This window comes from Variovorax restrictus, assembly GCF_051216715.1.
GTDB lineage: Bacteria > Pseudomonadota > Gammaproteobacteria > Burkholderiales > Burkholderiaceae_C > Variovorax.
Genome location: NZ_JBPJZH010000001.1, coordinates 949408 through 971477, shown reverse-complemented (window position 1 = coordinate 971477; position 22070 = coordinate 949408). Strand labels below are relative to the sequence as shown.

Below are 22070 nucleotides of genomic sequence, written 5' to 3'. Positions count from 1 at the left end.
AGACAACCATGACCGACCCTCAATTTCTGCACGCCGTTTTGCCCTCCCGCGCGCGCCGGCGGCTGACCGCATGCCTCGTCGCGAGCTTTGCCACGCTCGCGCTGCTGCCTGCGCTGCCCGCGCGCGCCGCCACCGTGTCGGAAGCTGTCAGCGAGCTGCAGCACGACTGGGAAGCGATCCGCTACCAGAGCCCCGTGGCCGAACGCGAGAAGGGCTTCGAAGCGCTCGCGACCAAGGCCCACAAGGTGAGCGAGGCCTTTCCCGGCCGTGCCGAGCCGCTGGTATGGGAAGGCATCATCGTGAGCTCCTGGGCCGGCGAGAAGGGCGGGCTCGGCGCGCTGGGCCTGGTCAAGCAGGCCAAGGCCCTGTACGAATCGGCCATCGCCATCGACGGCAGCGCGCTCGAAGGTTCCGCCTACAACAGCCTGGGCGTTCTCTACTACAAGGTGCCGGGCTGGCCGGTCGGCTTCGGCGACAAGGCCAAGGCGAAAGAGCTGCTGAACAAGGCTCTCGCGCTCAACCCCAAGGGTATCGACCCGAACTTCTTCTACGGCGAATACCTGGTCGAGACCAAGCAGCCGCAGGACGCCGTGGCCTACCTGGAACGGGCCTTGCAGGCGCCACCGCGGCCCGGCCGCCAGGTGGCCGACACCGGCCGGCGCGAAGAGGCACGCGCGCTGCTCGACAAGGCGAAGGCCGCCAAGTAGCGCAGCACCGCGCTCAGCGGTGCGCGCTGTCGAATCGCAACAGCACCCGCACCCCCGTGCCGTCGGCACGGGTGCCGAACACCAGCTCCAGCCCCTGCAGCTCGGCGATGCGGCGCACGATCGACACCCCCAGACCGCTGCCGACCTCCTGCTGGCCGTCGGGCCGGTAGAAGCGCTCGCCCAGGCGGGCCATCTGCTCGGCGGACAGCGGCGGACCGGCGTTCTCGACCGCGATGCTGTCCTGCCCGATGCGCAGCAGCACGGCGCTACCGGTCGGCGCGTAGCGCACCGCGTTGTCCAGCAGGTTGCGCAGCAGCACGGTCAGCAGGTGCTCGTTGCCCAGGAGCGGCATCGGGTGGCGATCGCTCGGCGGCCATTCGCAGGCCAGCTCGATGCCGCGGCGCTCGGCCAGCGCCAGGCAGTCGCTCATGGCCTGCTCGACGATGGGCGGCCAGCGCACCTCGTCGAGGGCCGGCGCGGTGCCGGACTCGACACGCGACAGCGCCAGCATCTGCGTGACCAGCCGGCCCATGCGCTCGAAGCCGATGTCGAGCTTGGCCTCGGCCGCCGCGCGCTCCGCCGGGCTGCCGGCGCGCTGCACCACGTCCCACTGCGCGCGCAGCACGGCCAACGGCGTGCGCAGCTCGTGGGCGGCGTCGGCGGTGAATCGGCGCTCGCGCACCATCATCTGCTCGATGCGCGCGAAGAGCCCGTTCATCGCGCCGAGCAGCGGCCGCAGTTCGGCCGGCGCGCTTGCCTCGGCCAGGGGCTGGAGGTCGTTGGCGGGTCGGCGCTGCAGCTCGCGCGTCAGCCGCGCCATGGGCGACAGCGCGCGGCGCACGGCCCAGGCCATCACCCCCAGCAGGATGGGCAGCACCAGCAGCCAGGGCACGACCTGGCTGACCGTCAGGCCATAGACCAGCTCATCGCGCTCGTAGACGCGCTGGCCCGAGGCCACCAGCCACCGCCCGTCGAAGGACTGCAGGTAGTACACCCGCCAGGCGCCGCCGGCCAGCTGCTCGTCGACGAAGCCGCTGCGCTCGGGGCGGTACGGCAGTTGCACACCTTCGCGGTCGGCGATCATCAGCTGGCCGCTGCGGTCCCACACGGCCACCGCCAGGTCCCGCACGTCGGCATTGCCGGCTTCGGCGGCCCCTTCGCGCGGCGCCGGCGGCAGCGGCGCGGCCTCGACGGGCAGCCCGTGTCCCAGTGTGGACTGCACTTGGCGCGCCAGCCGGATCAGCTCGGCGTCGAACAGCTCGTTGACCTCGAGCCGCGCGCGGCTGAGGGAAAAGTACAGCGCCACGCCCCAGACCAGCGGCGCGCAGATCAGCAGGTACAGCAGGAGCCGCCGCTGAAGGCTCACGGTGCCGCCCCGCCGGCACCCAGCGCGTAGCCCACCCCACGCACCGTGCGCACGATGTTCGGATCGATCTTGCGGCGCAGGTGATGGATGTGCACCTCCAGCGCATTGCTCTCGGGCTCGACACCGCTCCAGTCGTAGAGCTTCTCGAGCAGATGCGCCTTGGACAGCACCCGCTGCGGCTGCGTCAGGAAGGCTTCGAGCAGCGCCAGCTCGCGGCCGGTGAGCTCGACCTGCGCGCCCTGCCACCGCACCACCTTGGCGGCCGGGTCGTATTCCAGCGCGCCGTGCTGCCAGGCGGCCTGCGCCTGCCCGGCCGAACGGCGGACCAGCGCACGCAGCCGCGCCGCGAGTTCGTCGATGGTGATCGGCTTGACCAGGTAGTCGTCGGCACCGGCGTCCAGCCCTTCGATGCGCTGCTCGATGCCGTCGCGTGCGGTGAGGATGAGCAGCGGCAGCTTGAACCCGCGCTCGCGCCAGCGCCGCAGCCACACCATGCCGTCGCCGTTGGGCAGGCCGAGGTCGAGCACGACGGCATCGAACGCGGCGCCCGCGAGCGCCGCGTCGGCCTGGGCGCCGTCGCCGAACCAGTCGACCGCATGCCCCCGCTGGCGCAGGCCGGTGGCCAGGGCATCGCCCAGCAGCACATCGTCTTCGACGATCAGCAAGCGCATGGTCGGTCTTTCCGCGCAGTGGGTCGGGTCGCCCGAATCATGGGGTCCGCCCTCAGGCCACGCCGGCGAAGAGCGTGCCCGCGAGCGCCGTGACGCCCATGGCGAGCGCGCCCCACAGCGTGACGCGCCATGCGGCCGGCAGCACCTTCGCGCCGCCGGCGCGCGCGGCCAGCGCCCCCAGCGCGGCCAGGAAGACGATCGACAGCGCCGCCACCCACCACACCAGTTGCGGGCCGTCGGCCAGCCACGCCACGCCGAGCGGCAGCGCCGCTCCGACCGTGAAGCTGGCCGCGGAGGCCATCGCAGCCTGCAGGGGCTGCGCGGCAAAGGCGTCGGAGATGCCCAGCTCGTCGCGTGCATGGGCACCCAGGGCATCGTGCGCCATCAGCGACTGCGCGACCTGCGTGGCCAGCGGGTGCGGTAGCCCGCGACCGACGTAGATGGCCGTCAGTTCGCGCAACTCTGCCGCCGGGTCGTTCGCCAGTTCGGCCCGCTCGCGGTCCAGGTCGGCCTTCTCGGTGTCGGCCTGCGAATGCACCGACACGTACTCGCCCGCCGCCATCGACATGGCACCGGCCGCCAGGCCGGCCACGCCGGTCATGAGGATGCTGCCGTGGCTGGCATGGGCCGCCGCGACGCCGACGATCAGGCTGGCGGTGGAGACGATGCCGTCGTTGGCGCCGAGCACCGCGGCGCGCAGCCAGCCGATGCGATCGGTGCGGTGGCGTTCGATGTGGCGTCGCGCGGCGCTCCTCACCGGAGCACTCTCGGGGAAGACGTCGCGGCGGAGCCTGTGTCGTGGTTCATGGTGGGTCTCGAAGGGCGTCGGGCAAGGTGCCAGGCAGGGCTGCAGTGTGCCGCGATGATCGGTGCGCCGGATTTGTTTTTGCTTAAGCGCCGCGCCGATGGGCCCGTGCGCCTGCCGATAATGGCCGGATGGTCCGCCCCACACAGCTCATTCACCCGCAACGCGAGCCCGCGCCCGTGCGACCGGCCGCCACCCTCCTCCTGCTGCGCGACACGCCGGCGGGGCCGGAGGTGCTGATGACGCGCCGCTCCGACAAGGCGAGCTTCGGCGCCGGCGCTTATGTGTTCCCGGGCGGGCGCATCGACGACAGCGACGCCCAGGCCCACGCCATCGCCAGGCGCCGCGTGACCCAGAGCGACGCGCAACTCACGCAGACCATCGCGGCACTGCGCGAGACGTTCGAGGAACTGGGCGTGCTGCTGGCCCACCATGCCGACGACGGCCGGCCGGTGCAGGCCGACGCCGTGGCAGCCATGGACCGCAGCACCGCGGACGGCACCACGCCCTTCGCCGCACAGTGCGCCCAGCACGGCCTGACGCTTGCGACCGATGCCGTCTTCACCTTCGCGCACTGGGTGACCGACCGCGACCTGCCCAAGCGCTTCGATGTGCCCTTCCTGGTCGCGCGCATGCCCGACGGCCAGGTGCCGGTGGCCGACGAGACCGAGCAGTTCGAGCCGGTCTGGGTGCGCCCGGCCGAGGCGCTGGAGCGCCACACCGCACAGCGCTTCCGGATGATGTTCCCGACCGTGCGCACGCTGCAGCGCCTGGCCGCCTACGCCTCGGTCGACGCGATCCTGCAGGACTGCGACCAGGAGCAGCCGCTGTTCACCAGCTGCCCCCGCGCCGGCCTGCTCGACGGGCAGGAGGCGCGCTACATGGAGCACGAGTTGCCGTACGGCGAGCTCGCGCTGGTCTGCCCCGACGGCCAGATCGTGCATGCGCTCGACTGGCAGACCGACACGCCGGTCGCCCTGCTGCGCAACCTGCGCCGGCTGACCGCCCCCAACCCCAGCGCCATGACCGGCCCCGGCACCAACAGCTACCTGGTGGGCGACGCGGCCACCGGCTACATCGTGATCGACCCCGGCCCGCTAGACCCGGCGCACATCCGGCGGCTGCACGACGCGACGGCCGGCGACATCCGCATGATCGTCTGCACCCATTCGCACGCCGACCATTCGCCGGCCGCGCTGCCGCTGCAGGCGATGTGCGAGCCGCGCCCGCCGATCCTCGGCCTGCCGTCGGCCCCCACGGCCCGGCCGAACGCGCGCTTCACCCCCGACCGCGCGCTGGTCGACGGCGAGCACCTGGTGCTCGAGGGGGCGACGACGCCCGAGGCCACCCATACGCTGCGCGTGGTGCACACCCCCGGCCATGCCGCCAACCACCTCTGCCTGGTGCTGCAGGAAGACGGCCTGCTGTTTTCGGGCGACCACATCCTCAATGGCAGCACCACCGTGGTCGATCCGCCCGACGGCAACATGAACGCGTACCTCGAGTCGCTCGACCGGCTCGACGACATCTGCCGCGTCGGCGGCGTCGACTTCATCCTGCCCGCGCACGGCTACGCGATCGCCTCGGCGCGCGATGCCATCGCCGGCCTGAAGATGCACCGCCTGCGGCGCGAGGCGCGCATCCTCGAAGCGATGCGCGAACACCCCGACGGCACGCCCGACGACTGGCTGGCGATCGCCTACGCCGATGTGCCGCAGCGCATGTGGCCGGTCGCGGCACGCTCGCTGGCGGCGCATGTCGCACGCATCCGTGAAAGATCCCTCGCATGACCATCGCTCAGACCGGCGACGAAGGCATCCGCCTCGCCAAGCGCGTCGCCGCCGACAGGAACTGCTCGCGCCGCGAGGCCGAACTGCTGATCGAGAACGGCGCGGTGCGCGTCGACGGCGCGGTGGTCGAGGTGCCGCAGGCGCGTGTCCTGCCGCAGCAGCGCGTCGAGATCGCCACCGGCGCTCGGCCCGAGCCGGTGCAGGTCGTCACCATCCTGCTGAACAAGCTCGCCGGCATGGCCTTCGACGCGCCCATCCCGAAGCTGCTGGTGCCCGCTCAACGCAGCGAGGCCGACGACTCGCAGCGGCCCAAGCTGCAACGGCACTTCGCCAACCAGCGTTGTTTCACGCCGCTGGAAAAGGGCGCGAGCGGCCTCATCGTCTTCACGCAGGACCCGCGCATCGAACGCAAGCTGGTCGAAGACGCCGGCCTGATGGAGTACGAGGTGATGGTCGACGTGCGGGGCGAGGTCGGCCCGCAGGCGCTGCACCGCCTGAACCAATCGCCCGTGGTCGACGGCCGCGCCATGCTGCCGGCCAAGGTCAGCGTCAACCGCCAGAACGAGGGCGTCACCGGCCTGCGCTTCGCGATGAAAGGCGCCTGGCCGGGGCAGATCGCGCAGATGTGCGACAGCGTCGACCTCAGCATCCTCGCGATGAAGCGCCTGCGCGTCGGCCGCGTGCCGCTCGCAGGGCTGGCGCCGGGCGAATGGCGCTATTTGCTGCCGCACGAGAAGTTCTGAAAATAAAGTGTGAAGCCCGCCGATAAGCCGGATTCTGTGCACCGGCGCCGTCTTGCGACGATGCCGGTGTGACCGCCATTAATCTGGGCCGCCGGTCGCCCGGACGGCTCGATGCCACCTACCCGCCAGCTCAGCGGAACCACCTCAATACTGGCCTACTTGGTGTTGCTGCGCGCAGAGATTGCCCGTTTCACCCGGATCGGGGTTGCCCCTTCACCGACTCGTCTCTGTTGCTCTGATCCTCACCTCACGGTGGAGAGTCGTTAACTCCTGCGCTGTCCTGTGCAGTCCGGACGTTCCTCCAGTGCTCCCTTTCGGGAATTGCACCAGCGGCGGTCTGGCGTGCTTCACGGGTGGATTATCTCGCGACAATGACCCTCCCCGTTTTCGCCCACACCAGGAGACCGAGATCATGAAAGCCCAGACCATCCTCGAGACCATCGGCCGCACGCCGCACATCCGCGTCCAGAAGCTCTTCGCCGGCACGGCCAAGGGCACGCAGCAGGTGTGGATCAAGTCGGAGCGCGCCAACCCCGGCGGCTCGATCAAGGACCGCATCGCGCTCGCGATGGTCGAAGACGCCGAGCAGTCCGGCGCGCTCAAGCCGGGCGGCACCATCATCGAACCGACCTCGGGCAACACCGGCATCGGGCTGGCCATGGTCGCCGCCGTCAAGGGCTACAAGCTGGTGCTGGTGATGCCCGATTCGATGTCCGTCGAGCGACGCCGCCTGATGCTGGCCTACGGCGCCAGCTTCGACCTGACGCCGCGCGCCGGCGGCATGAAGGCGTCGATCGCGCGTGCCGAAGAACTGGTCGCCAGCACGCCCAACAGCTGGATGCCGCAGCAGTTCAACAACCCGGCCAACGTCGACGTGCACGTGCGCACCACGGCCGAGGAGATCGCTGCCGATTTCCCTGACGGCCTCGACGCGATCATCACGGGCGTGGGCACCGGTGGCCACATCACCGGCGTGGCGAAGGTGCTGAAGGCGAAGTGGCCGAAGCTCAAGGTCTACGCGGTCGAGCCGGTGGCATCGCCGGTGCTGTCGGGCGGTGCGCCCTCGCCCCACCCGATCCAGGGCATCGGTGCGGGCTTCGTGCCGAAGATCCTCGACATGGCGTTGCTCGACGGCGTGATCCAGGTCGATGCCGACCCGGCGCGCGAGATGGCGCGCCGCTCGGCCCGGGAAGAAGGCATGCTGGTCGGCATCTCGTCCGGCGCCACGCTGGCCGCCATCGCGCAGAAGCTGCCCGAGCTGGCCGACGATGCGGTGGTGCTGGGCTTCAACTACGACACCGGTGAGCGCTACCTGTCGGTCGAGGGCTTTCTGCCGGCTTGAGGCTCCGCCATTCGGTAGCGGCCGGGTGGCGGCTTCCCTACAATACTGACCTCCGGTCCCGCCACCTGCCCGATCACCACGGGCCGCACGCCATGCTCCGCCTCTCCGAAATCAAACTCCCCCTCGACCCTCCCTCCGATGCGCTGCCGCGCGCGGTGCAGGGCCTGCTCGGCGTCGATGCCGACGCCGTCGCGGCCATCCACGTCCACAAGCGCAGCTTCGATGCGCGCAAGGTCGACCTGCTGCAGGTCTTCATCGTCGACGTGACGCTGGCTGACCCGTCGATGGAGCCGAAGCTCTTGACCAAGCTGGCGGGCAACCCGCGCGTGATGGTGACGCCCGACATGTCGTACCACCCGCCTGCGCACGCGCCGGCCGATCTGCCGATCCGCCCGGTCGTCGTGGGCTTCGGCCCCTGCGGCATATTCGCAGCGCTGATGCTGGCGAAGATGGGCTTCAGGCCGATCGTGCTGGAGCGCGGCAAGACGGTGCGCCAGCGCACGCGCGACACCTGGGGCCTGTGGCGCAAGAGCACGCTCAACCCGGAGTCGAACGTGCAGTTCGGCGAAGGCGGCGCCGGCACCTTCTCCGACGGCAAGCTCTGGAGCCAGATCAAGGACCCGCGCTTTCTCGGCCGCAAGGTGATGGAAGAGTTCGTCAAGGCCGGCGCGCCGCCCGAGATCCTCTACGTCGCGCATCCGCACATCGGCACCTTCAAGCTGGTGAAGGTGGTGGAGCACATGCGCGCGCAGATCGTGGCGCTGGGCGGCGAGATCCGCTTTGAGCAGCGCGTGACCGACGTGCACATCGAAGCGGGCCACCTGCGCGGCCTCACCGTGCTCGACCAGCAGACCGGCACATCGAGCGAACTGCGCTGCGACCACGTGGTGCTGGCGCTCGGCCACAGCGCGCGCGACACCTTCGAGATGCTGCATGCACGCGGCGTGCACATCGAAGCCAAGCCCTTCTCGATCGGCTTCCGCGTGGAGCATCCGCAGGGCCTGATCGACCGCGCGCGCTGGGGCCGCCATGCGGGCCATCCGTTGCTGGGCGCGGCCGACTACAAGCTGGTGCACCACGCGAGCAACGGGCGCTCGGTCTACAGCTTCTGCATGTGCCCGGGCGGCACGGTGGTCGCAGCCACCAGCGAGCCGGGACGCGTCGTGACCAACGGCATGAGCCAGTACTCGCGCAACGAGCGCAACGCCAACGCGGGCATCGTGGTGGGCATCGACCCCACGGACTACCCCGGCTGGGAAGACGGCAAGACGGGTTCTCCCCTGGCCGGCATGCTGCTGCAGCGGCAGCTCGAGTCCAATGCATTCGTGCTCGGCGGCAGCGACTACCGCGCGCCGGGCCAGCTGGTGGGCGACTTCATCGCCGGCACGCCGTCGACCGAGTTGCGCAGCATCCAACCCTCGTACAAGCCGGGCGTGACGCCAACCGACCTGCACCAGGCGCTGCCGGCCTATGCGATCGAAGCCATGCGCGAGGCCTTCCCCGCCTTCGGCCGCAAGATCAAGGGCTTCGACACGCCCGACGCGGTGCTGACCGGCGTGGAAACGCGCACCTCGTCGCCGATCAAGATCACGCGCGGCGAAGACTTCCAGAGCCTCAACACACGCGGCCTCTTCCCGGCTGGCGAAGGCGCGAGCTACGCGGGCGGCATCCTGTCGGCGGGCGTGGACGGCATCAAGGTCGCCGAGGCGGTGGCGCGTGCGGTGCTGCAAGACGCCGAAGCCCTGCGCGTGCCGGCGTGAGGACCCAGGAACAGCAATGACCGACGACGACTTCCACTTCTACGAACCCCCCCAGGGCCACGGCCTGCCGCACGACCCGTTCAACGCGATGGTCGGGCCCCGCCCCATCGGCTGGATCTCGTCGCAGAGCGCGGCGGGCGTGCGCAACCTGGCGCCCTACAGCTTCTTCAACGCCTTCAACTACGTGCCGCCGATCGTCGGCTTCGCCAGCATCGGCGCCAAGGACAGCCTGAACAACATCCGCGAGACGCGCGAGTTCGGCTGGAACCTGGCGACACGTCCGCTGGCCGAGCGGATGAATGCCTCCTGCGCGGCCGTGCCGCCGGAGGTCGACGAGTTCGAACTGGCCGGCCTGACGCCGGTCGCGTCGCGCGGCATCGCCGTGCCGCGCGTGGCCGAGAGCCCGGTGTCCTTCGAATGCAAGCTGACGCAGATCGTGCAGCTCGAAGGGGTCGACGGCACGAAGGTTCAGACCTGGCTGGTGCTGGGCGAAGTGGTGGGCGTGCACATCGCGCGCCGGCTGCTGAAAGATGGCGTCTACGACACCGCGGCGGCCGAGCCGATCCTGCGTGCCGGGGGCCCGGCCGACTACTTCACCGTCACCCCCGACAATCTCTTCAAGATGTTCCGTCCGCGCTGAGCGCGGCGCCATCGCCCTCCACGCTGCGCGTTGCGCGCGGCCCCACACGAACCGAATCGATGACCGAAGCTCCCGACCACACCACCGCGCCCGGCACCGCGCTCACAAGCGACGCAGCTGCAGCGAATGCACCGGTCGCGCCCGTCGCCGACATGCCGTCGACGGAGACGCCGTCGTCCGACACCCCATCGACCGACGCGCCCGCCCGCAAGCGCTCCCGCGGTGGCCGCGGCCGACGTGGCGGCAAGGGCGAACGCCCGGTCGTCGAAGAAGGCGCAGCAGCTCCCCCCGAGCAGAGGGCGCAGCAGGCGCAGAGAGCGCCGAGGCCGCAACAGCCGGCCGGCCAGCCAGCCCGCAAGAACGGCGCGCCCGCGCCGCGCAAGGTGCACCCGGTGCTCGAACGCCTGTTCGAGCTGTACCCGCAGCTCTTCGGCGCGCGCTTCCGCCCGCTCAAGCTGGGCATCTACCAGGAACTGCTCGCCGCCCACGGCGACGAGTTCAAGGCCGAAGACCTCAAGCTCGCGATGGGCCTGCACGCCCGCTCGACGCGCTACCTCGAATGCGTGGCCGCCGGCCATCCGCGCCACGACCTGCTGGGCAACCCGGTCGAACCGGTGGCGCCCGAGCACATCCACCACGCGATCCTCGAGGTGTTCCGCCGCCGCCAGGGGCGCACGAAGGACGACCTGAGCGGCCAGCTGCGCGACCGCATCATCGCGGCGATCGAAGCGTCGGGCGTGGGCCGCGAGGCCTACGCCGAACGCGTGCGTGCCCGTGACGACGCGTCGAACGCTGCGCTCGACGATGCCCTGGCCGAACTGGCCCGTCAGGCCGCCAAGCGCGAAGCGCTGATGCGTGCCTTCGAGGCCAGCGGCAAGACCGAGGCCGAGTTCGCCGACATGTACGGCATGGCCCCGAAGGAAGTCGCCCGCACGCTGCAGCGCGTGCGCAAGGACAAGGCGCTGGAAGCCGAGCAGGCCGCGAAGGCCGCACAGCCAGCACCGTCGTCCGAAGCGCCCGCGGCTTCGGACGAAAGCTAGAACGTCACCTTCACCGAGGCCGCGCTGCGTTGCGCTTCGCCGTGGAACACGGCCTCGATGTTGTTGCTGTCCGGGTCGAGCACGAAGGCGGCGTAGTAGCCGGGGTGGTAGGGGCGTTCGCCCGGCGCGCCGTTGTCGCGGCCCCCATGCGCCAGCGCGGCGCGGTGGAAGGCGTCGACGGTAGCGCGGTCCTTGGCCTGGAAGGCCAGGTGGTGGCGCCCGGTCAGGTGGCCCTGCGCCGCCTCGCTGTCGGCGGTGGAGACGAAGAGCTCGTCGGCCCAGAAGTAGCCGTCGCCGGTGCCGCCCATCGGCACCCCGAGCGTCTCGAAGACGGCGGTGTAGAAATCCTGGCTCGCCTTCAGATCCCGCACGACCAGCTGGATGTGGTCGATGAGGCGGCCCCGGTGCAGTTCCTGTGTCTCCATGCGGTGCTCCAGTTCATGCGGTGAATGTCCGCGCGTGCGGCTCCGCCGCCGCTCCGCTTCAGCCCTGCGCGTTCTGCAGCGCGGCGATGCGCTCTTCGATTGGCGGGTGGGTGGCGAACAGCTTGCCCACCGCGCCGGTGATGCCCATCGCTTCGACCGCCTTCGGCAGTTCGCCAGCGGGCAGGCCGCCCAGTCGGGCCAGCGCGTTCATCATCGGCTGCTTGCGGCCCATCAACTGGGCGGCACCGGCGTCGGCGCGGAATTCGCGATGGCGCGAGAACCAGGCCACGACGATCGCGGCGGCGAAGCCCAGCACGATGTCGAGCACGATGGTGCTCACGTAGTAGCCGATGCCCGGGCCCGAGTTGTTGTCGCTGCCGCGGCGCAGGAAGGAGTCGACCGCGTAGCCGATCACGCGCGACAGGAACACGACGAAGGTGTTCATCACGCCCTGGATCAGCGTCATGGTGACCATGTCGCCGTTGGCGATGTGCGCGACCTCGTGGCCGATCACGGCCTCGACCTCTTCGCGCGTCATGTTCTGCAGCAGGCCGGTCGACACCGCGACCAGCGAGGAGTTCTTGAACGCGCCCGTGGCGAACGCGTTGGGCTCGCCCTCGAAGATGCCGACCTCGGGCATGCCGATGCCGGCCTTGTCGGCGAACTTGCGAACGGTCGCGACGATCCATGCCTCGTCGGGCGACTGGGGCGCGTCGATCATGCGCAGGCCGGCGGTCCACTTGGCCATCGGCTTGCTGATGAGCAGCGAAATGATCGCGCCACCGAAGCCCATGATGAGCGCGAAGCCCAGCAGCGCCGTGAGGTTGAGCCCGTTGGCCGTGAGGAAGCGGTTCACGCCGAGCAGGCTGGCGACCACGCCCAGCACGGCGACCACCATCACGTTGGTCAGGACGAACAGAAGGATGCGTTTCAAGTTGATTTCTCCGTGGGGAAACTGTGGGTCAATTGGGGGCGCCGTGCCGCGCTTCAAGTCGGGCCCGTGGGCGTTGTGCCGGGAGCAGCCCGCATGCGCGGACGGAAGACGTCGGGGTCATCATAAAAGCAAGGATTCGTGTTCTCGGCCCACCAGCCGGGCACGCCGAGCACCGGCAGGGGCACGAAAGGTTTGGTGGCCAGGTGCGCCGCCGAGAGCGCCTCGGCGATGCTTTGGTCGCGAGGGTAGATCGACTGGCACGCGCCCGGTGCGAAGAGCACATGCGCCGTCAGGCCTTTGCGCGGCACGGTCAGCTTCTCGAGCAGCGCGTGGCCGAAAAGGAGCAGGCGCGCCTCGGCCCAGCGTGCGCGCTCGGTCACGAACAGGCGGTGCCAGTCGCGCGCGATCAGCGCGTCCCACAGCTGCGGCGGCGCATCGAGCACCGCGCCGTTCTCGTCGAACAGGGTCAGCGCGTCGCGCAACGGGCCGCGGCTCGCGCCAATGCCCCGCTGGTCGATCTCGGCCGCCTGCAATTCATTGAGGCGACGCTTGGCCTGCGGGAAGTGCAGCCAGGCCAGGCCGTTGAAGAAGTCGTGCAGGTTGTCGCGCGTCGGCACCTCGCCGGTGCGGAAGATGTGGGCTTCGTAGGCTTCACCGGGCGGCAATGCATCCTGCGACACGAAGCGCACCGGCGGCGATTCGGCAGCCGCCTGCAGTGCTGCGGCGACGGAGGACCGCCGCGCGGCATCTTCGGCAGGTGCTCCGAGCGCCCGGCAATGCGCCAGCCATGGGCGCACCCAGTCGACGCGCGCCTCGTTCAATCGTTCGAAGCACCCAGCCAGCGGATGCGGTCGGGTTGCTGCAGCACGGCGAACTCGTCGGTCAGCTTGTCGAACAGCTTGAGCGAGCTGCCGTGCTTGCCCAGCAGGCCGGCCGCGCGCAAGGCCTGCGCCGCGTCGTTGAGCGCGACGTCGCCGCCCTTGCGCAGGTTGGGCACCGCCTGCAGGATGAATTCGGCGGCCTCCGACACCTCCGGCGCGCGGGGTGTCGGCGCCTTGGCAGCCTTGGTCGTCTTGCGCGCCACCTTCTTGGCCGCCGGCGCGGCGGCGGTCTTCTTCGCGGGGGCGGCCCTGGCGCGGGTCGTCTTGGCCGCCGCCGCCGGTGCCGATGCAGCCGCCGTCTTGCGGGCCGGTGCGGGCGCAGGCGACGGTGCCGGTGCGCGCGACGCGGTGCTGCGCGCACCGTGGTGCTCGAGGTCGATGAACTCGTCGTACACCGCCATCGTCTCCTCCCCGGTCTTGCCCTGCTGGCCGATGCCGCAGACCCTGCAGCCGGTCTCGCGCAGGCGGATCACCAGCGGCGCGAAGTCGGAGTCGGACGACACCAGCACCACCACGTCGGGCCGCTCGGTGATCGCCAGCGCCATGGCGTCGACCGCCAGTGCGATGTCGGTGCTGTTCTTGCCCGCCGACAGGTTGACCATCGGACGCACCGACAGCCGCTTGAACAGCCCCTGGTGCTTGAGCGCCGTCTCGGCGTTGCCGTAGGCACGGCGCAGGTGCACGGCGCCGTGTTCGACGAGCGTGCGCTGCACGGCCTGCTCGATGACGTCGGCCGACACGTTGTCGGCGTCGATCAGGAGCATGACCTTCGGGGTTGTGCTGTTCATTGCAGTTTCCAGTTGAGCGTCTCGCCGCCGCCCAGGGGTTTGAGCGTCGCCTCGCCGTAGGGCACCGTCTCCGGCACGGTCCACGTTTCGCGCTTCAGCGTGATGGTGTCGGTGTTGCGTGGCAGGCCGTAGAAGTCGGCGCCGTGGAAGCTGGCGAAGCCTTCGAGCTTGTCGAGCGCGCCGGCATTGTCGAAGGCCTGGGCGTACAGCTCGATGGCGTTCAGCGCGGTGTAGCAGCCGGCGCAGCCGAGCGCGTGCTCCTTCAGGTGCGCGGCGTGCGGCGCGCTGTCCGTGCCCATGAAGAACCGGTCGCTGCCGCTGGTGGCGGCCTCGACCAGCGCGACGCGGTGCGTCTCGCGCTTGAGCACCGGAAGACAGTAGTAGTGCGGGCGGATGCCGCCGGTGAAGATCGCGTTGCGGTTGTAGAGCAGGTGGTGCGCGGTGATGGTGGCTGCGGTGAATGGGCCCGCGTCGCGCACGTAGTGCGCGCCTTCCTTCGTGGTCAGATGCTCGAAGACGATCTTGAGCTCGGGCATGTCGCGGCGCAGCGGGATCATCACGCGGTCGATGAAGACGGCCTCGCGGTCGAACAGGTCGACGCTCGGGTCGGTCACCTCGCCGTGCACCAGCAGCAGCAGGCCGTGCTTCTGCATGGCTTCGAGCGTGGCGTAGGTCTTGCGGACGTCGGTCACGCCGGCGTCGCTGTTGGTGGTGGCACCGGCCGGGTACAACTTGAGTGCGCGCACGCCGGCGTCGGCGGCACGTGCGATCTCGTCGGCGGGCAGCTTGTCGGTGAGGTAGAGCGACATCACGGGCTCGAAGCCGCGCTCGGCCGGCATCGCGGCCAGGATGCGCTCGCGGTACGCCAGCGCCTGCTCGGCGGTGGTCACGGGCGGGCGCAGGTTCGGCATGATCAGCGCGCGGCCCACCTGGCGGGCGGAATGCGGCACGACGGCTTCGAGGGCGGCGCCGTCGCGCACGTGCAGGTGCCAGTCGTCGGGGCGGGTGATCGTCAGGGAAGAGGTCATCCGGCGATTCTCCCATCGGCCTGCGGGATCGGAACGTGCTTCATAGAATCGATTGCCGATACCAACACACCACAGAAATGGCGACCCCCAAGACCCGCGCGGCAGCGCCCGCCGTGCCCCCGCCCGAGGCGGCGTCCTCCGACCCGCTGTTCAACCTGTCGCTCGAGAAGGGCCTGGCGGTGCTGCGCGCGTTCGACGGCGCCCACCGCAGCATGACGCTGCAGGAGGTGGCGGAGCGCACCGGCATGAGCAAGGGCTCGGCCCAGCGCACGGTCCACACGCTGCAGGTGCTGGGCTATGTCGGCAAGCATGCGCAAACCCGCCGCTTCCGGCTGCTGCCGAAGATCATGGACATCGGCTTCAACTACGTCGCCAGCCACCCGCTGGTGCAGGCCGCCAACCCCTACCTCACGCAACTGGCCAACGCCAGCGGCGAGACGGCCAGCCTGACCGAGCCGGTGGAGCTCGACATGCTCTACATCGCCCAGCGCATGACGAGCCAGTTCATTCCTGTGCTCACGCCCGTGGGCATGCGCATCCCGATGTACTGCACCAGTTCGGGCCGCGCCTGGCTCAGCTGCCTGCCCGACGACGAGGTGAAGGCGGTGCTGCACGCCTCGAAGCGGGTCGCCCGCACCCCGGCCACGCTCACCGGCCTCGGCGCCATCCAGGCGCGCATCGCCGCCTGCCGCAAGACCGGCTATGCGTACAACGCCGAGGAACTGTTCCTGGGCGACATGGGCATCGCCGCGCCGATCGTCGACCGCTACGGCCGCGCGCACGGTGCCGTGCATGTCGCACCACCGACGAGCCGGTGGACGATGGAGGCGGCCCAGAAGAAGCTCGCCCCCATGGTGATCGAGTGCGCGCGGGCAATCTCCAGCGCCCTGGCGCCCTGAAACGCACCGCAGCCGAAGATATCGATAAACGATTCGACTAGATCTATAGACGATCCGGTCGGTCGCATTCCGTGGCACAGCCTTTGCTTGGACTTCGGGTCGCCCTTTTCGACCCCCAACCAACATCTGGAGGCTGCCCCATGAACCCGATTTCGTCCTCGCTCCGCTCCCACCGCCTGCGCGCCGGCGTGCTGGCCACGCTCGCCCTGTTCGCAGGCGGCGCGGCGCTGGCGCAGGAGAAGACCCTGCGCATCGCCATGACGGCGGCGGACATCCCGCGCACGCTGGGCCAGCCCGACCAGGGCTTCGAGGGCAACCGCTTCACCGGCATTCCCATCTACGACTCGCTCACGCAGTGGGACCTGTCCAAGGCCGATGCGCCGAGCGTGCTGATCCCCGCGCTCGCGACGTCCTGGGCGGTCGACGCGAAGGACAAGACCAAGTGGGTCTTCAAGCTGCGCCCCGGCATCAAGTTCCACGACGGCTCTGCGGTCAATGCCGACGCCGTGGTGTGGAACGTCGGCAAGGTGCTCGACAAGGACGCCCCGCAGTTCGACGCCAGCCAGGTCGGCGTGACGGCCTCGCGCATGCCCACGCTGCGCAGCGCCCGCAAGATCGACGACCTGACGGTCGAGCTCACCACCAGCGAGCCCGACGCCTTCCTGCCGATCAACCTGAGCAACCTGTTCATGGCCTCGCCGGCGCATTGGCAAAAGAAGTTCGACGCCGCCGCGGGCGCGTCGCCGGCCGAGAAGTCGAAGGCCGCCTGGACCGCCTTTGCGGCCGATCCGTCGGGCTCGGGCCCTTTCAAGGTGACGCGTTTCGTGGCGCGCGAGCGGCTTGAGCTGGCCGCCAACAAGACCTACTGGGACGCCAAGCGCGTGCCCAAGATCGACAAGGTCGTGATGCTGCCGATGCCCGAAGCCAACGCCCGCACCGCGGCGCTGCTCGGCGGCCAGGTCGACTGGATCGAGGCGCCGGCGCCCGACGCGATGCCGCAGATCACGCAGCGCGGCTTCAAGATCTACTCGAACGCGCAGCCGCACGTGTGGCCGTGGCAGCTGTCCTTCGCCGAAGGCTCGCCGTGGCTCGACAAGCGCGTGCGCCAGGCCGCCAACCTGTGCATCGACCGCGGCGGCATGAAGCAGCTGCTGGGCGGCATGATGGCCGAGCCCAAGGGCACCGTTCCGCCGGGCCATCCGTGGTGGGGCAACCCCAAGTTCGACATCAAGTACGACGTGAAGGCCGCGCAGGCGCTCATGACGCAGGCCGGCTACTCGGCCGCCAAGCCCATCAAGGTGAAGGTGCAGATCTCGGCCTCCGGCTCGGGCCAGATGCAGCCGTTGCCGATGAACGAGTTCGCGCAGCAGTCGCTCAAGCAGTGCTTCTTCGACGTCGAGTTCGACGTGATCGAATGGAACACGCTGTTCACCAACTGGCGCAAGGGCGCGAAGGACCCGTCGGCCAACGGCGCCAACGCCACCAACGTGAGCTTCGCGGCGATGGACCCGTTCTTCGCGATGGTCCGCTTCGTGAGCACCAAGACCTTCCCGCCGGTGTCGAACAACTGGGGCTACTACGGCAACGCCGAGGTCGACAAGCTGGTGAGCGACGCGCGCACGACCTTCGACGACAAGCAGCGCGACGCCGCGCTCGCCAAGCTGCACGCGCACATCGTCGACGACGCACCCTTCGTCTGGATCGCGCACGACGTGGGTCCGCGCGCGATGTCGGCCAAGGTGAAGAACGTGGTGCAGCCGAAGAGCTGGTTCATCGACATCGCGACGATGACGATGGATTGAAGGACTGACCCACCCCCGATGCTCGCTCACTTCGTGTAGCAGCCTCCCCCTCAAGGGGGCAACACCAGCGGCCCGGCAAAGCCGGTTCCGCGGTGTTCCACGAAGGGACAAGCGAACTCGGGCCCGTCTCCTCGCGAGACTGCCAGCCTTCGAAGCCAGCCATGTTCGCCTACCTCCTGCGCCGCGTGATCTATGCCGTGCCGATCATGATCGGCGTGGCACTGGTGTGCTTCCTGCTCGTCCACCTCGCGCCCGGTGATCCGCTGGTGTCGATCCTGCCGCCCGATGCCTCGGCCGATCTGCAGGCGCAACTGCGTGAGCTGTACGGCTTCAACCGTTCGCTGCCCGAGCAGTTCGCGATGTGGGTCTGGCGCGCTATGCACGGTGACCTGGGCGTGTCGATCGCCAGCAACCGCGCCGTCGCCGGCGAGGTGATGACTGCCGTCGGCAACACGTTGCGGCTGGCGGTGGTGGCGACCTTCATCGGCTTCGTGCTGGGCTCGCTGTTCGGCTTCGTGGCCGGCTACTTCCGAAATTCGTGGCTCGACCGCGCCGCCTCGATGCTGTCGGTGCTGGGCGTGAGCGTGCCGCACTACTGGCTGGGCATGGTGATGGTCATCGTGTTCAGTTCGCAGCTGATGCTGCTGCCGGCCACGGGCGCCGGCCCGGGCGGCTCGAGCGACTGGGCCTGGGACTGGGAGCACATCCAGTTCCTCATCCTGCCCGCGCTCACGATGTCGGTGATCCCGATGGGCATCATCGCGCGCACCGTGCGGGCACTGGTGTCGGACATCCTCGACCAGGAATTCATCGTCGGCCTGCGCGCCAAGGGGCTCACGCACGTCGGCGTGTTCCGCCACATGGTGAAGAACGCGGCGCCCACCGCGCTGGCCGTGATGGGACTGCAGCTCGGCTACCTGCTGGGCGGCTCGATCCTGATCGAGACGGTGTTCTCCTGGCCGGGCACCGGCTTCCTGCTGAACTCGGCCATCTTCCAGCGCGACCTGCCCCTGCTGCAGGGCACGATCCTCGTGCTGGCGCTCTTCTTTGTCGTGTTGAACCTGCTGGTCGACGTGCTGCAGACGCTGCTCGACCCGCGCATTGCGAGGGCTTGACGCATGGCCACCCTGACTGCTTCGCCGGCCGACGTGGCGCCGCTGCCCGCGCAGCGATCGCGCGGCTACTGGACCTCGGCCATGCTGCGCTTCACGCGCGACCCGGTCGCGATGGGCGCGGCCTTCGTCGTGCTGCTGCTGATCGGCCTGGCAGTGTTCGGCCCCTGGCTCGCGCCGGCCGACCCGTACCAGTCGTCGATGCTCAAGCGGCTCAAGCCGATCGGCACCGACGGGCTGCCGCTGGGCAGCGACGAACTGGGCCGCGACATGCTGTCGCGCCTGATCGTCGGTGCGCGGCTGTCGCTCTTCATCGGCATCACGCCGGTGATCTGCGCCTTCGTGGCGGGCTCGGTGATCGGCATCGTCGCGGGCTATGCCGGCGGCATCGTCAACACGCTGATCATGCGCACCATCGACGTGTTCTACGCCTTCCCGTCGGTGCTGCTGGCCATCGCGCTGTCGGGCGTGCTGGGCGCGGGCATCTTCAATTCGCTGATCTCGCTGACCATCGTCTTCATCCCGCAGATCGCGCGGGTCGCCGAGAGCGTGACCACGCAGGTGCGCGGTCGCGACTATGTCGAAGCGGCACGCGCCTCGGGCGCCAACGCCTTCACGATCGTGCGGGTGCACGTGCTGGGCAACGTGCTCGGCCCGATCTTCGTCTACGCCACCAGCCTGATCGCGGTGTCGATGATCCTGGCCTCGGGCCTGTCCTTCCTCGGCCTGGGCGTGAAGCCGCCGGAACCCGAGTGGGGCCTGATGCTCAACACGCTGCGCACCGCCATCTACGTGCAGCCCTGGGTCGCCGCGCTACCGGGGCTGATGATCTTCATCACCTCAATCACCTTCAACCTGTTGTCCGACGGGCTGCGTTCTGCGATGGACAACAAGTCATGAGCCAACACGACGACATCGGCGGACCGGCGCAGCCGCTGCTCACCATCCGCGGCCTGACGAAGCACTTCCCGCTCAAGAAAGACCCCTTCGGCCGCGGCGGCGGCGTGGTGCGCGCAGTCGACGGCGTGGACTTCGAAGTCCTCAAGGGCGAGACGCTTGGCGTGGTCGGCGAATCGGGCTGCGGCAAGTCGACGACGGCCCGCCTCTTGATGCAGCTGATCGACCCGACCGCTGGCGAGGTCGTCTACGACGGCCGGCTCGTCGGTGGCCGCGAGCTGCCGCTCAAGGAATTTCGCCGCCAGGTGCAGATGGTGTTCCAGGACAGCTACGCCTCGCTCAACCCCCGGTTGACCATCGAGGACTCGGTGGCCTTCGGCCCGCAGGTGCACGGCGTCTCGCAGAAGGAATCGGTCGCACGCGCCCGCGATCTGCTGGCACGCGTCGGCCTCGCGCCCCAGCGCTTCGCGGAGCGCTACCCGCACGAGCTGTCGGGCGGCCAGCGCCAGCGCGTGAACATCGCACGCGCGCTCGCGCTACAGCCGCGCATGGTGATCCTCGACGAGGCGGTGTCGGCGCTCGACAAGTCGGTGGAGGCGCAGGTCATCAACCTGCTGCTCGACCTGAAGGCGGAGTTCGGGCTGACCTACGTCTTCATCAGCCACGACCTGAACGTGGTGCGCTACATGAGCGACCGCGTGATGGTGATGTACCTGGGGCAGGTGGCGGAGATCGGCCCGTCGGATGCGCTCTACGAGAACCCCGCCCACCCGTACACGCGCGCGCTGCTGTCGTCGATGCCGTCGATGGACCCGGACAACCGCACCGAAGAAGCCGCGCTCGCGGGCGACCCACCGAACCCCATCAACCCGCCCTCGGGCTGCCGCTTCCACCCGCGCTGCGCCATGGCCGCGCCGGTATGCATCGAGCGCGTGCCGGCGCGGGTGCTGGCGGGCGCGCAGCAGGCCGTGAGCTGCCTGATGTACGAGCCGGGGAGTGGGCATCCGAATGCAATGGCGCTGGCGAAGGCGGCTTAGGGTGAACTCGATGCCGTCATTGGGTCAAAGCTTGGTCGTCGCAGGCTGCGCGTGGCAAAGGCGTGTGCTGGCCCTGCGCAACGCTTCACCATGGCGGTCTGCGCCTCGCTACGACTTCCCTGCGATGCTCGGACAACCGGGCCGTCGCAGAACTCGCTACGCGGCCTTTGGCCGCTGCGCTCGGACAGCTGCGACGAGCCAGACGACGAAGCGCGTGTCCTTCGGCACGCGCGCCCGGCCGCCCTGCGCTTCTCGGCGCCACGGAGGCGCGCTGCGCAGGGCCAGCACACGCCTTTGCGGGACAAACGGTGCCGGTCTTGGTGAGTCATGCACCATCGCCCCGCCTGCCGCGGCGCCCCAACCTCAACGCACTAGACGACCATGAGCACAGACGCCAACGAACCCATGGTCTCCCTCAAAGACCTCAGCGTCACCTTCACCGGTGGCCGCAAACCCGTGCACGCGGTCAGCGGCGTGAGCCTGGACGTGAAGCGCGGCGAAGTGGTCGCACTCATCGGCGAATCGGGCTCCGGCAAGAGCGTCACCATGCGCACGATGCTGCGCCTGCACCCCGAGCGCCGCACCCGCATGGGCGGCCAGGTGCATGTGGCCGGGCGCGACGTGCTGGCGATGTCGCAGGGCGAGCTGAACGACTTCCGCGGCAAGGTCGCGTCGATGATCTTCCAGGAGCCGCTGCTGGCGCTCGACCCGGTGTATTCGGTCGGCGCGCAGATCGTCGAGTCGATCCGCCGCCACGAGAAGGTCACGGCCGCCGAAGCGCAGAAGCGCGCGCTCGAGCTGTTCGAGCGCGTGCGCATCCCCAGCCCCGAGCGCCGCCTGCAGGCCTACCCGCACGAGATGTCGGGCGGCATGCGGCAGCGCGCGATGATCGCGCTGGCCCTGGCCTGCCGGCCGCAACTGCTGCTGGCCGACGAGCCCACCACCGCGCTAGACGCGACGGTGCAGATCCAGATCCTGCTGCTGCTGCGCGAGCTGCAACGCGACCTCGGCCTGTCGGTGGTGTTCGTCACGCACGACATCGGCGCCGCCGTCGAGGTGGCCGACCGCATCGCCGTGATGTATGCCGGGCGCATCGTCGAGGAAGGCACGGCGCGCGAACTGATCCGCTCGCCGCGCCACCCGTACACCATCGCCCTGCTCAAGAGCCGTGCGCACGGCGCGATGGCGCGCGGCACGCGGCTGGAGACCATCGGCGGTGCGCCGCCCGACCTCTCGGCGCTGCCGCCGGGCTGCGCCTTCGCCGAGCGCTGCGCGCTGGCGGTCGACGCCTGCCGCGCAGAGCAGCCGCCGGCGATCGAACTGGCGCCGGGCCATCGCGCCCGCTGCATCCGCACCGATGCGGCGGCAGCCATCGCGCCGGTGCTGGTCGCGTAATCTGCAAG

Annotated in this window: 21 protein-coding genes and 1 other RNA gene; 13 read left to right on the top strand and 9 right to left on the bottom strand. The window is 69.7% G+C overall.

Annotation, left to right across the window (positions count from 1 at the left end):
- The first annotated feature begins 8 nt into the window (after positions 1-8).
- Positions 9-707 carry a tetratricopeptide repeat protein gene (locus ACSFA0_RS04575; protein WP_435449041.1) on the top strand — a complete coding sequence of 233 codons (699 nt, stop codon included), beginning with the start codon at positions 9-11 and terminating at the stop codon, positions 705-707.
- Between the two features lie 13 nt (positions 708-720).
- Here the strand turns inward: ACSFA0_RS04575 and ACSFA0_RS04570 are convergent, their stop codons facing one another.
- From ACSFA0_RS04570 to ACSFA0_RS04560, 3 genes are read right to left on the bottom strand one after another with little or no spacing between them, the layout of a single operon-like run.
- The gene (locus ACSFA0_RS04570; protein WP_435449040.1) at positions 721-2073 is read right to left on the bottom strand and encodes an ATP-binding protein; all 1353 of its coding nucleotides are present in this window, start codon (positions 2071-2073) and stop codon (positions 721-723) included.
- Positions 2070-2744 carry a response regulator gene (locus ACSFA0_RS04565; protein WP_435449039.1) on the bottom strand — a complete coding sequence of 225 codons (675 nt, stop codon included), beginning with the start codon at positions 2742-2744 and terminating at the stop codon, positions 2070-2072. Before ACSFA0_RS04565 ends, ACSFA0_RS04570 begins: the two co-directional genes overlap by 4 nt.
- Before the next feature lie 52 nt (positions 2745-2796).
- Positions 2797-3501, bottom strand: a complete 705-nt coding sequence (locus ACSFA0_RS04560; RefSeq protein WP_435449038.1) for a VIT1/CCC1 transporter family protein — start codon at positions 3499-3501, stop codon at positions 2797-2799.
- Between the two features lie 179 nt (positions 3502-3680).
- Between ACSFA0_RS04560 and ACSFA0_RS04555 the strand changes: the two genes are divergently transcribed.
- Together ACSFA0_RS04555 and ACSFA0_RS04550 are read left to right on the top strand one after the other, a co-directional pair.
- The gene (locus ACSFA0_RS04555; RefSeq protein WP_435449037.1) at positions 3681-5339 is read left to right on the top strand and encodes an MBL fold metallo-hydrolase; all 1659 of its coding nucleotides are present in this window, start codon (positions 3681-3683) and stop codon (positions 5337-5339) included.
- Positions 5336-6082: an RNA pseudouridine synthase gene (locus ACSFA0_RS04550; protein WP_435449036.1), complete on the top strand. Its 747-nt coding sequence runs from the start codon at positions 5336-5338 to the stop codon at positions 6080-6082. Before ACSFA0_RS04555 ends, ACSFA0_RS04550 begins: the two co-directional genes overlap by 4 nt.
- 7 nt (positions 6083-6089) lie before the next feature.
- Here ACSFA0_RS04550 and rnpB read toward each other — a convergent pair.
- An RNA gene (gene rnpB / locus ACSFA0_RS04545) (RNase P RNA component class A) lies at positions 6090-6431 on the bottom strand.
- A gap of 63 nt (positions 6432-6494) precedes the next feature.
- On the opposite strand from rnpB, the gene cysK reads away from it, so the two are divergent.
- From cysK to ACSFA0_RS04525, 4 genes are all read left to right on the top strand, one after another.
- Positions 6495-7424 (top strand): cysteine synthase A, encoded by a 930-nt coding sequence (cysK, locus tag ACSFA0_RS04540; protein ID WP_435449035.1) that lies wholly within the window; start codon positions 6495-6497, stop codon positions 7422-7424.
- A 92-nt stretch (positions 7425-7516) separates the two neighbouring features.
- Positions 7517-9184: an NAD(P)/FAD-dependent oxidoreductase gene (locus tag ACSFA0_RS04535; RefSeq protein ID WP_435449034.1), complete on the top strand. Its 1668-nt coding sequence runs from the start codon at positions 7517-7519 to the stop codon at positions 9182-9184.
- Positions 9185-9200: 16 nt separating this feature from the next.
- The gene (locus ACSFA0_RS04530; RefSeq protein WP_435449033.1) at positions 9201-9824 is read left to right on the top strand and encodes a flavin reductase family protein; all 624 of its coding nucleotides are present in this window, start codon (positions 9201-9203) and stop codon (positions 9822-9824) included.
- Between the two features lie 59 nt (positions 9825-9883).
- A complete protein-coding gene (locus ACSFA0_RS04525; protein ID WP_435449032.1) occupies positions 9884-10864 on the top strand; it encodes a ProQ/FINO family protein in 981 nt (326 codons plus the stop codon).
- Here the strand turns inward: ACSFA0_RS04525 and ACSFA0_RS04520 are convergent.
- The 5 genes from ACSFA0_RS04520 to pyrC are packed head-to-tail and all read right to left on the bottom strand — an operon-like array spanning position 10861 to position 14920.
- Positions 10861-11289, bottom strand: coding sequence for a VOC family protein (locus tag ACSFA0_RS04520; protein ID WP_435449031.1), 429 nt, complete (start codon positions 11287-11289; stop codon positions 10861-10863). The two genes, ACSFA0_RS04525 and ACSFA0_RS04520, sit on opposite strands and share 4 nt — an antisense overlap.
- 58 nt (positions 11290-11347) lie before the next feature.
- On the bottom strand, positions 11348-12223 hold the full coding sequence (gene htpX / locus ACSFA0_RS04515; protein ID WP_435449030.1) for a protease HtpX: 876 nt from the start codon (positions 12221-12223) through the stop codon (positions 11348-11350).
- A gap of 53 nt (positions 12224-12276) precedes the next feature.
- Positions 12277-13044, bottom strand: a complete 768-nt coding sequence (locus ACSFA0_RS04510) for a DUF3025 domain-containing protein (RefSeq protein ID WP_435449029.1) — start codon at positions 13042-13044, stop codon at positions 12277-12279.
- Complete coding sequence (locus ACSFA0_RS04505) at positions 13041-13892, bottom strand: NYN domain-containing protein (protein WP_435449028.1); 852 nt, start codon at positions 13890-13892, stop codon at positions 13041-13043. The genes ACSFA0_RS04510 and ACSFA0_RS04505 overlap by 4 nt, the downstream gene beginning before the upstream one ends.
- Positions 13889-14920, bottom strand: coding sequence for a dihydroorotase (pyrC, locus tag ACSFA0_RS04500; RefSeq protein WP_435449027.1), 1032 nt, complete (start codon positions 14918-14920; stop codon positions 13889-13891). Before pyrC ends, ACSFA0_RS04505 begins: the two co-directional genes overlap by 4 nt.
- A 77-nt stretch (positions 14921-14997) precedes the next feature.
- Between pyrC and ACSFA0_RS04495 the strand changes: the two genes are divergently transcribed.
- The 6 genes from ACSFA0_RS04495 to ACSFA0_RS04470 all read left to right on the top strand — a co-directional run bounded on the left by ACSFA0_RS04495 (position 14998) and on the right by ACSFA0_RS04470 (position 22062).
- Positions 14998-15819, top strand: coding sequence for an IclR family transcriptional regulator (locus tag ACSFA0_RS04495; RefSeq protein ID WP_435449026.1), 822 nt, complete (start codon positions 14998-15000; stop codon positions 15817-15819).
- 140 nt (positions 15820-15959) lie between these two features.
- The gene (locus tag ACSFA0_RS04490) at positions 15960-17621 is read left to right on the top strand and encodes an ABC transporter substrate-binding protein (protein WP_435449025.1); all 1662 of its coding nucleotides are present in this window, start codon (positions 15960-15962) and stop codon (positions 17619-17621) included.
- A 161-nt stretch (positions 17622-17782) separates the two neighbouring features.
- Positions 17783-18736 (top strand): ABC transporter permease, encoded by a 954-nt coding sequence (locus ACSFA0_RS04485; RefSeq protein ID WP_435449024.1) that lies wholly within the window; start codon positions 17783-17785, stop codon positions 18734-18736.
- Between the two features lie 3 nt (positions 18737-18739).
- Positions 18740-19633 (top strand): ABC transporter permease, encoded by an 894-nt coding sequence (locus tag ACSFA0_RS04480; RefSeq protein ID WP_435449023.1) that lies wholly within the window; start codon positions 18740-18742, stop codon positions 19631-19633.
- The gene (locus tag ACSFA0_RS04475; RefSeq protein ID WP_435449022.1) at positions 19630-20667 is read left to right on the top strand and encodes an ABC transporter ATP-binding protein; all 1038 of its coding nucleotides are present in this window, start codon (positions 19630-19632) and stop codon (positions 20665-20667) included. Before ACSFA0_RS04480 ends, ACSFA0_RS04475 begins: the two co-directional genes overlap by 4 nt.
- A 405-nt stretch (positions 20668-21072) precedes the next feature.
- On the top strand, positions 21073-22062 hold the full coding sequence (locus tag ACSFA0_RS04470) for an ABC transporter ATP-binding protein (RefSeq protein ID WP_435449021.1): 990 nt from the start codon (positions 21073-21075) through the stop codon (positions 22060-22062).
- Positions 22063-22070 lie beyond the last annotated feature (8 nt).

Bases quoted from the DNA above. Each gene is read 5' to 3' on its own strand.
- ACSFA0_RS04575 (WP_435449041.1), top strand. From the start codon at position 9: ATGACCGACCCTCAATTTCTGCACGCCGTTTTGCCCTCCCGCGCGCGC.
- ACSFA0_RS04565 (WP_435449039.1), bottom strand. From the start codon at position 2,744: ATGCGCTTGCTGATCGTCGAAGACGATGTGCTGCTGGGCGATGCCCTG.
- ACSFA0_RS04555 (WP_435449037.1), top strand. From the start codon at position 3,681: ATGGTCCGCCCCACACAGCTCATTCACCCGCAACGCGAGCCCGCGCCC.
- ACSFA0_RS04550 (WP_435449036.1), top strand. From the start codon at position 5,336: ATGACCATCGCTCAGACCGGCGACGAAGGCATCCGCCTCGCCAAGCGC.
- cysK (WP_435449035.1), top strand. From the start codon at position 6,495: ATGAAAGCCCAGACCATCCTCGAGACCATCGGCCGCACGCCGCACATC.
- ACSFA0_RS04535 (WP_435449034.1), top strand. From the start codon at position 7,517: ATGCTCCGCCTCTCCGAAATCAAACTCCCCCTCGACCCTCCCTCCGAT.
- ACSFA0_RS04530 (WP_435449033.1), top strand. From the start codon at position 9,201: ATGACCGACGACGACTTCCACTTCTACGAACCCCCCCAGGGCCACGGC.
- ACSFA0_RS04525 (WP_435449032.1), top strand. From the start codon at position 9,884: ATGACCGAAGCTCCCGACCACACCACCGCGCCCGGCACCGCGCTCACA.
- ACSFA0_RS04520 (WP_435449031.1), bottom strand. From the start codon at position 11,289: ATGGAGACACAGGAACTGCACCGGGGCCGCCTCATCGACCACATCCAG.
- ACSFA0_RS04505 (WP_435449028.1), bottom strand. From the start codon at position 13,892: ATGAACAGCACAACCCCGAAGGTCATGCTCCTGATCGACGCCGACAAC.
- pyrC (WP_435449027.1), bottom strand. From the start codon at position 14,920: ATGACCTCTTCCCTGACGATCACCCGCCCCGACGACTGGCACCTGCAC.
- ACSFA0_RS04495 (WP_435449026.1), top strand. From the start codon at position 14,998: ATGGCGACCCCCAAGACCCGCGCGGCAGCGCCCGCCGTGCCCCCGCCC.
- ACSFA0_RS04490 (WP_435449025.1), top strand. From the start codon at position 15,960: ATGAACCCGATTTCGTCCTCGCTCCGCTCCCACCGCCTGCGCGCCGGC.
- ACSFA0_RS04485 (WP_435449024.1), top strand. From the start codon at position 17,783: ATGTTCGCCTACCTCCTGCGCCGCGTGATCTATGCCGTGCCGATCATG.
- ACSFA0_RS04480 (WP_435449023.1), top strand. From the start codon at position 18,740: ATGGCCACCCTGACTGCTTCGCCGGCCGACGTGGCGCCGCTGCCCGCG.
- ACSFA0_RS04475 (WP_435449022.1), top strand. From the start codon at position 19,630: ATGAGCCAACACGACGACATCGGCGGACCGGCGCAGCCGCTGCTCACC.
- ACSFA0_RS04470 (WP_435449021.1), top strand. From the start codon at position 21,073: ATGGTCTCCCTCAAAGACCTCAGCGTCACCTTCACCGGTGGCCGCAAA.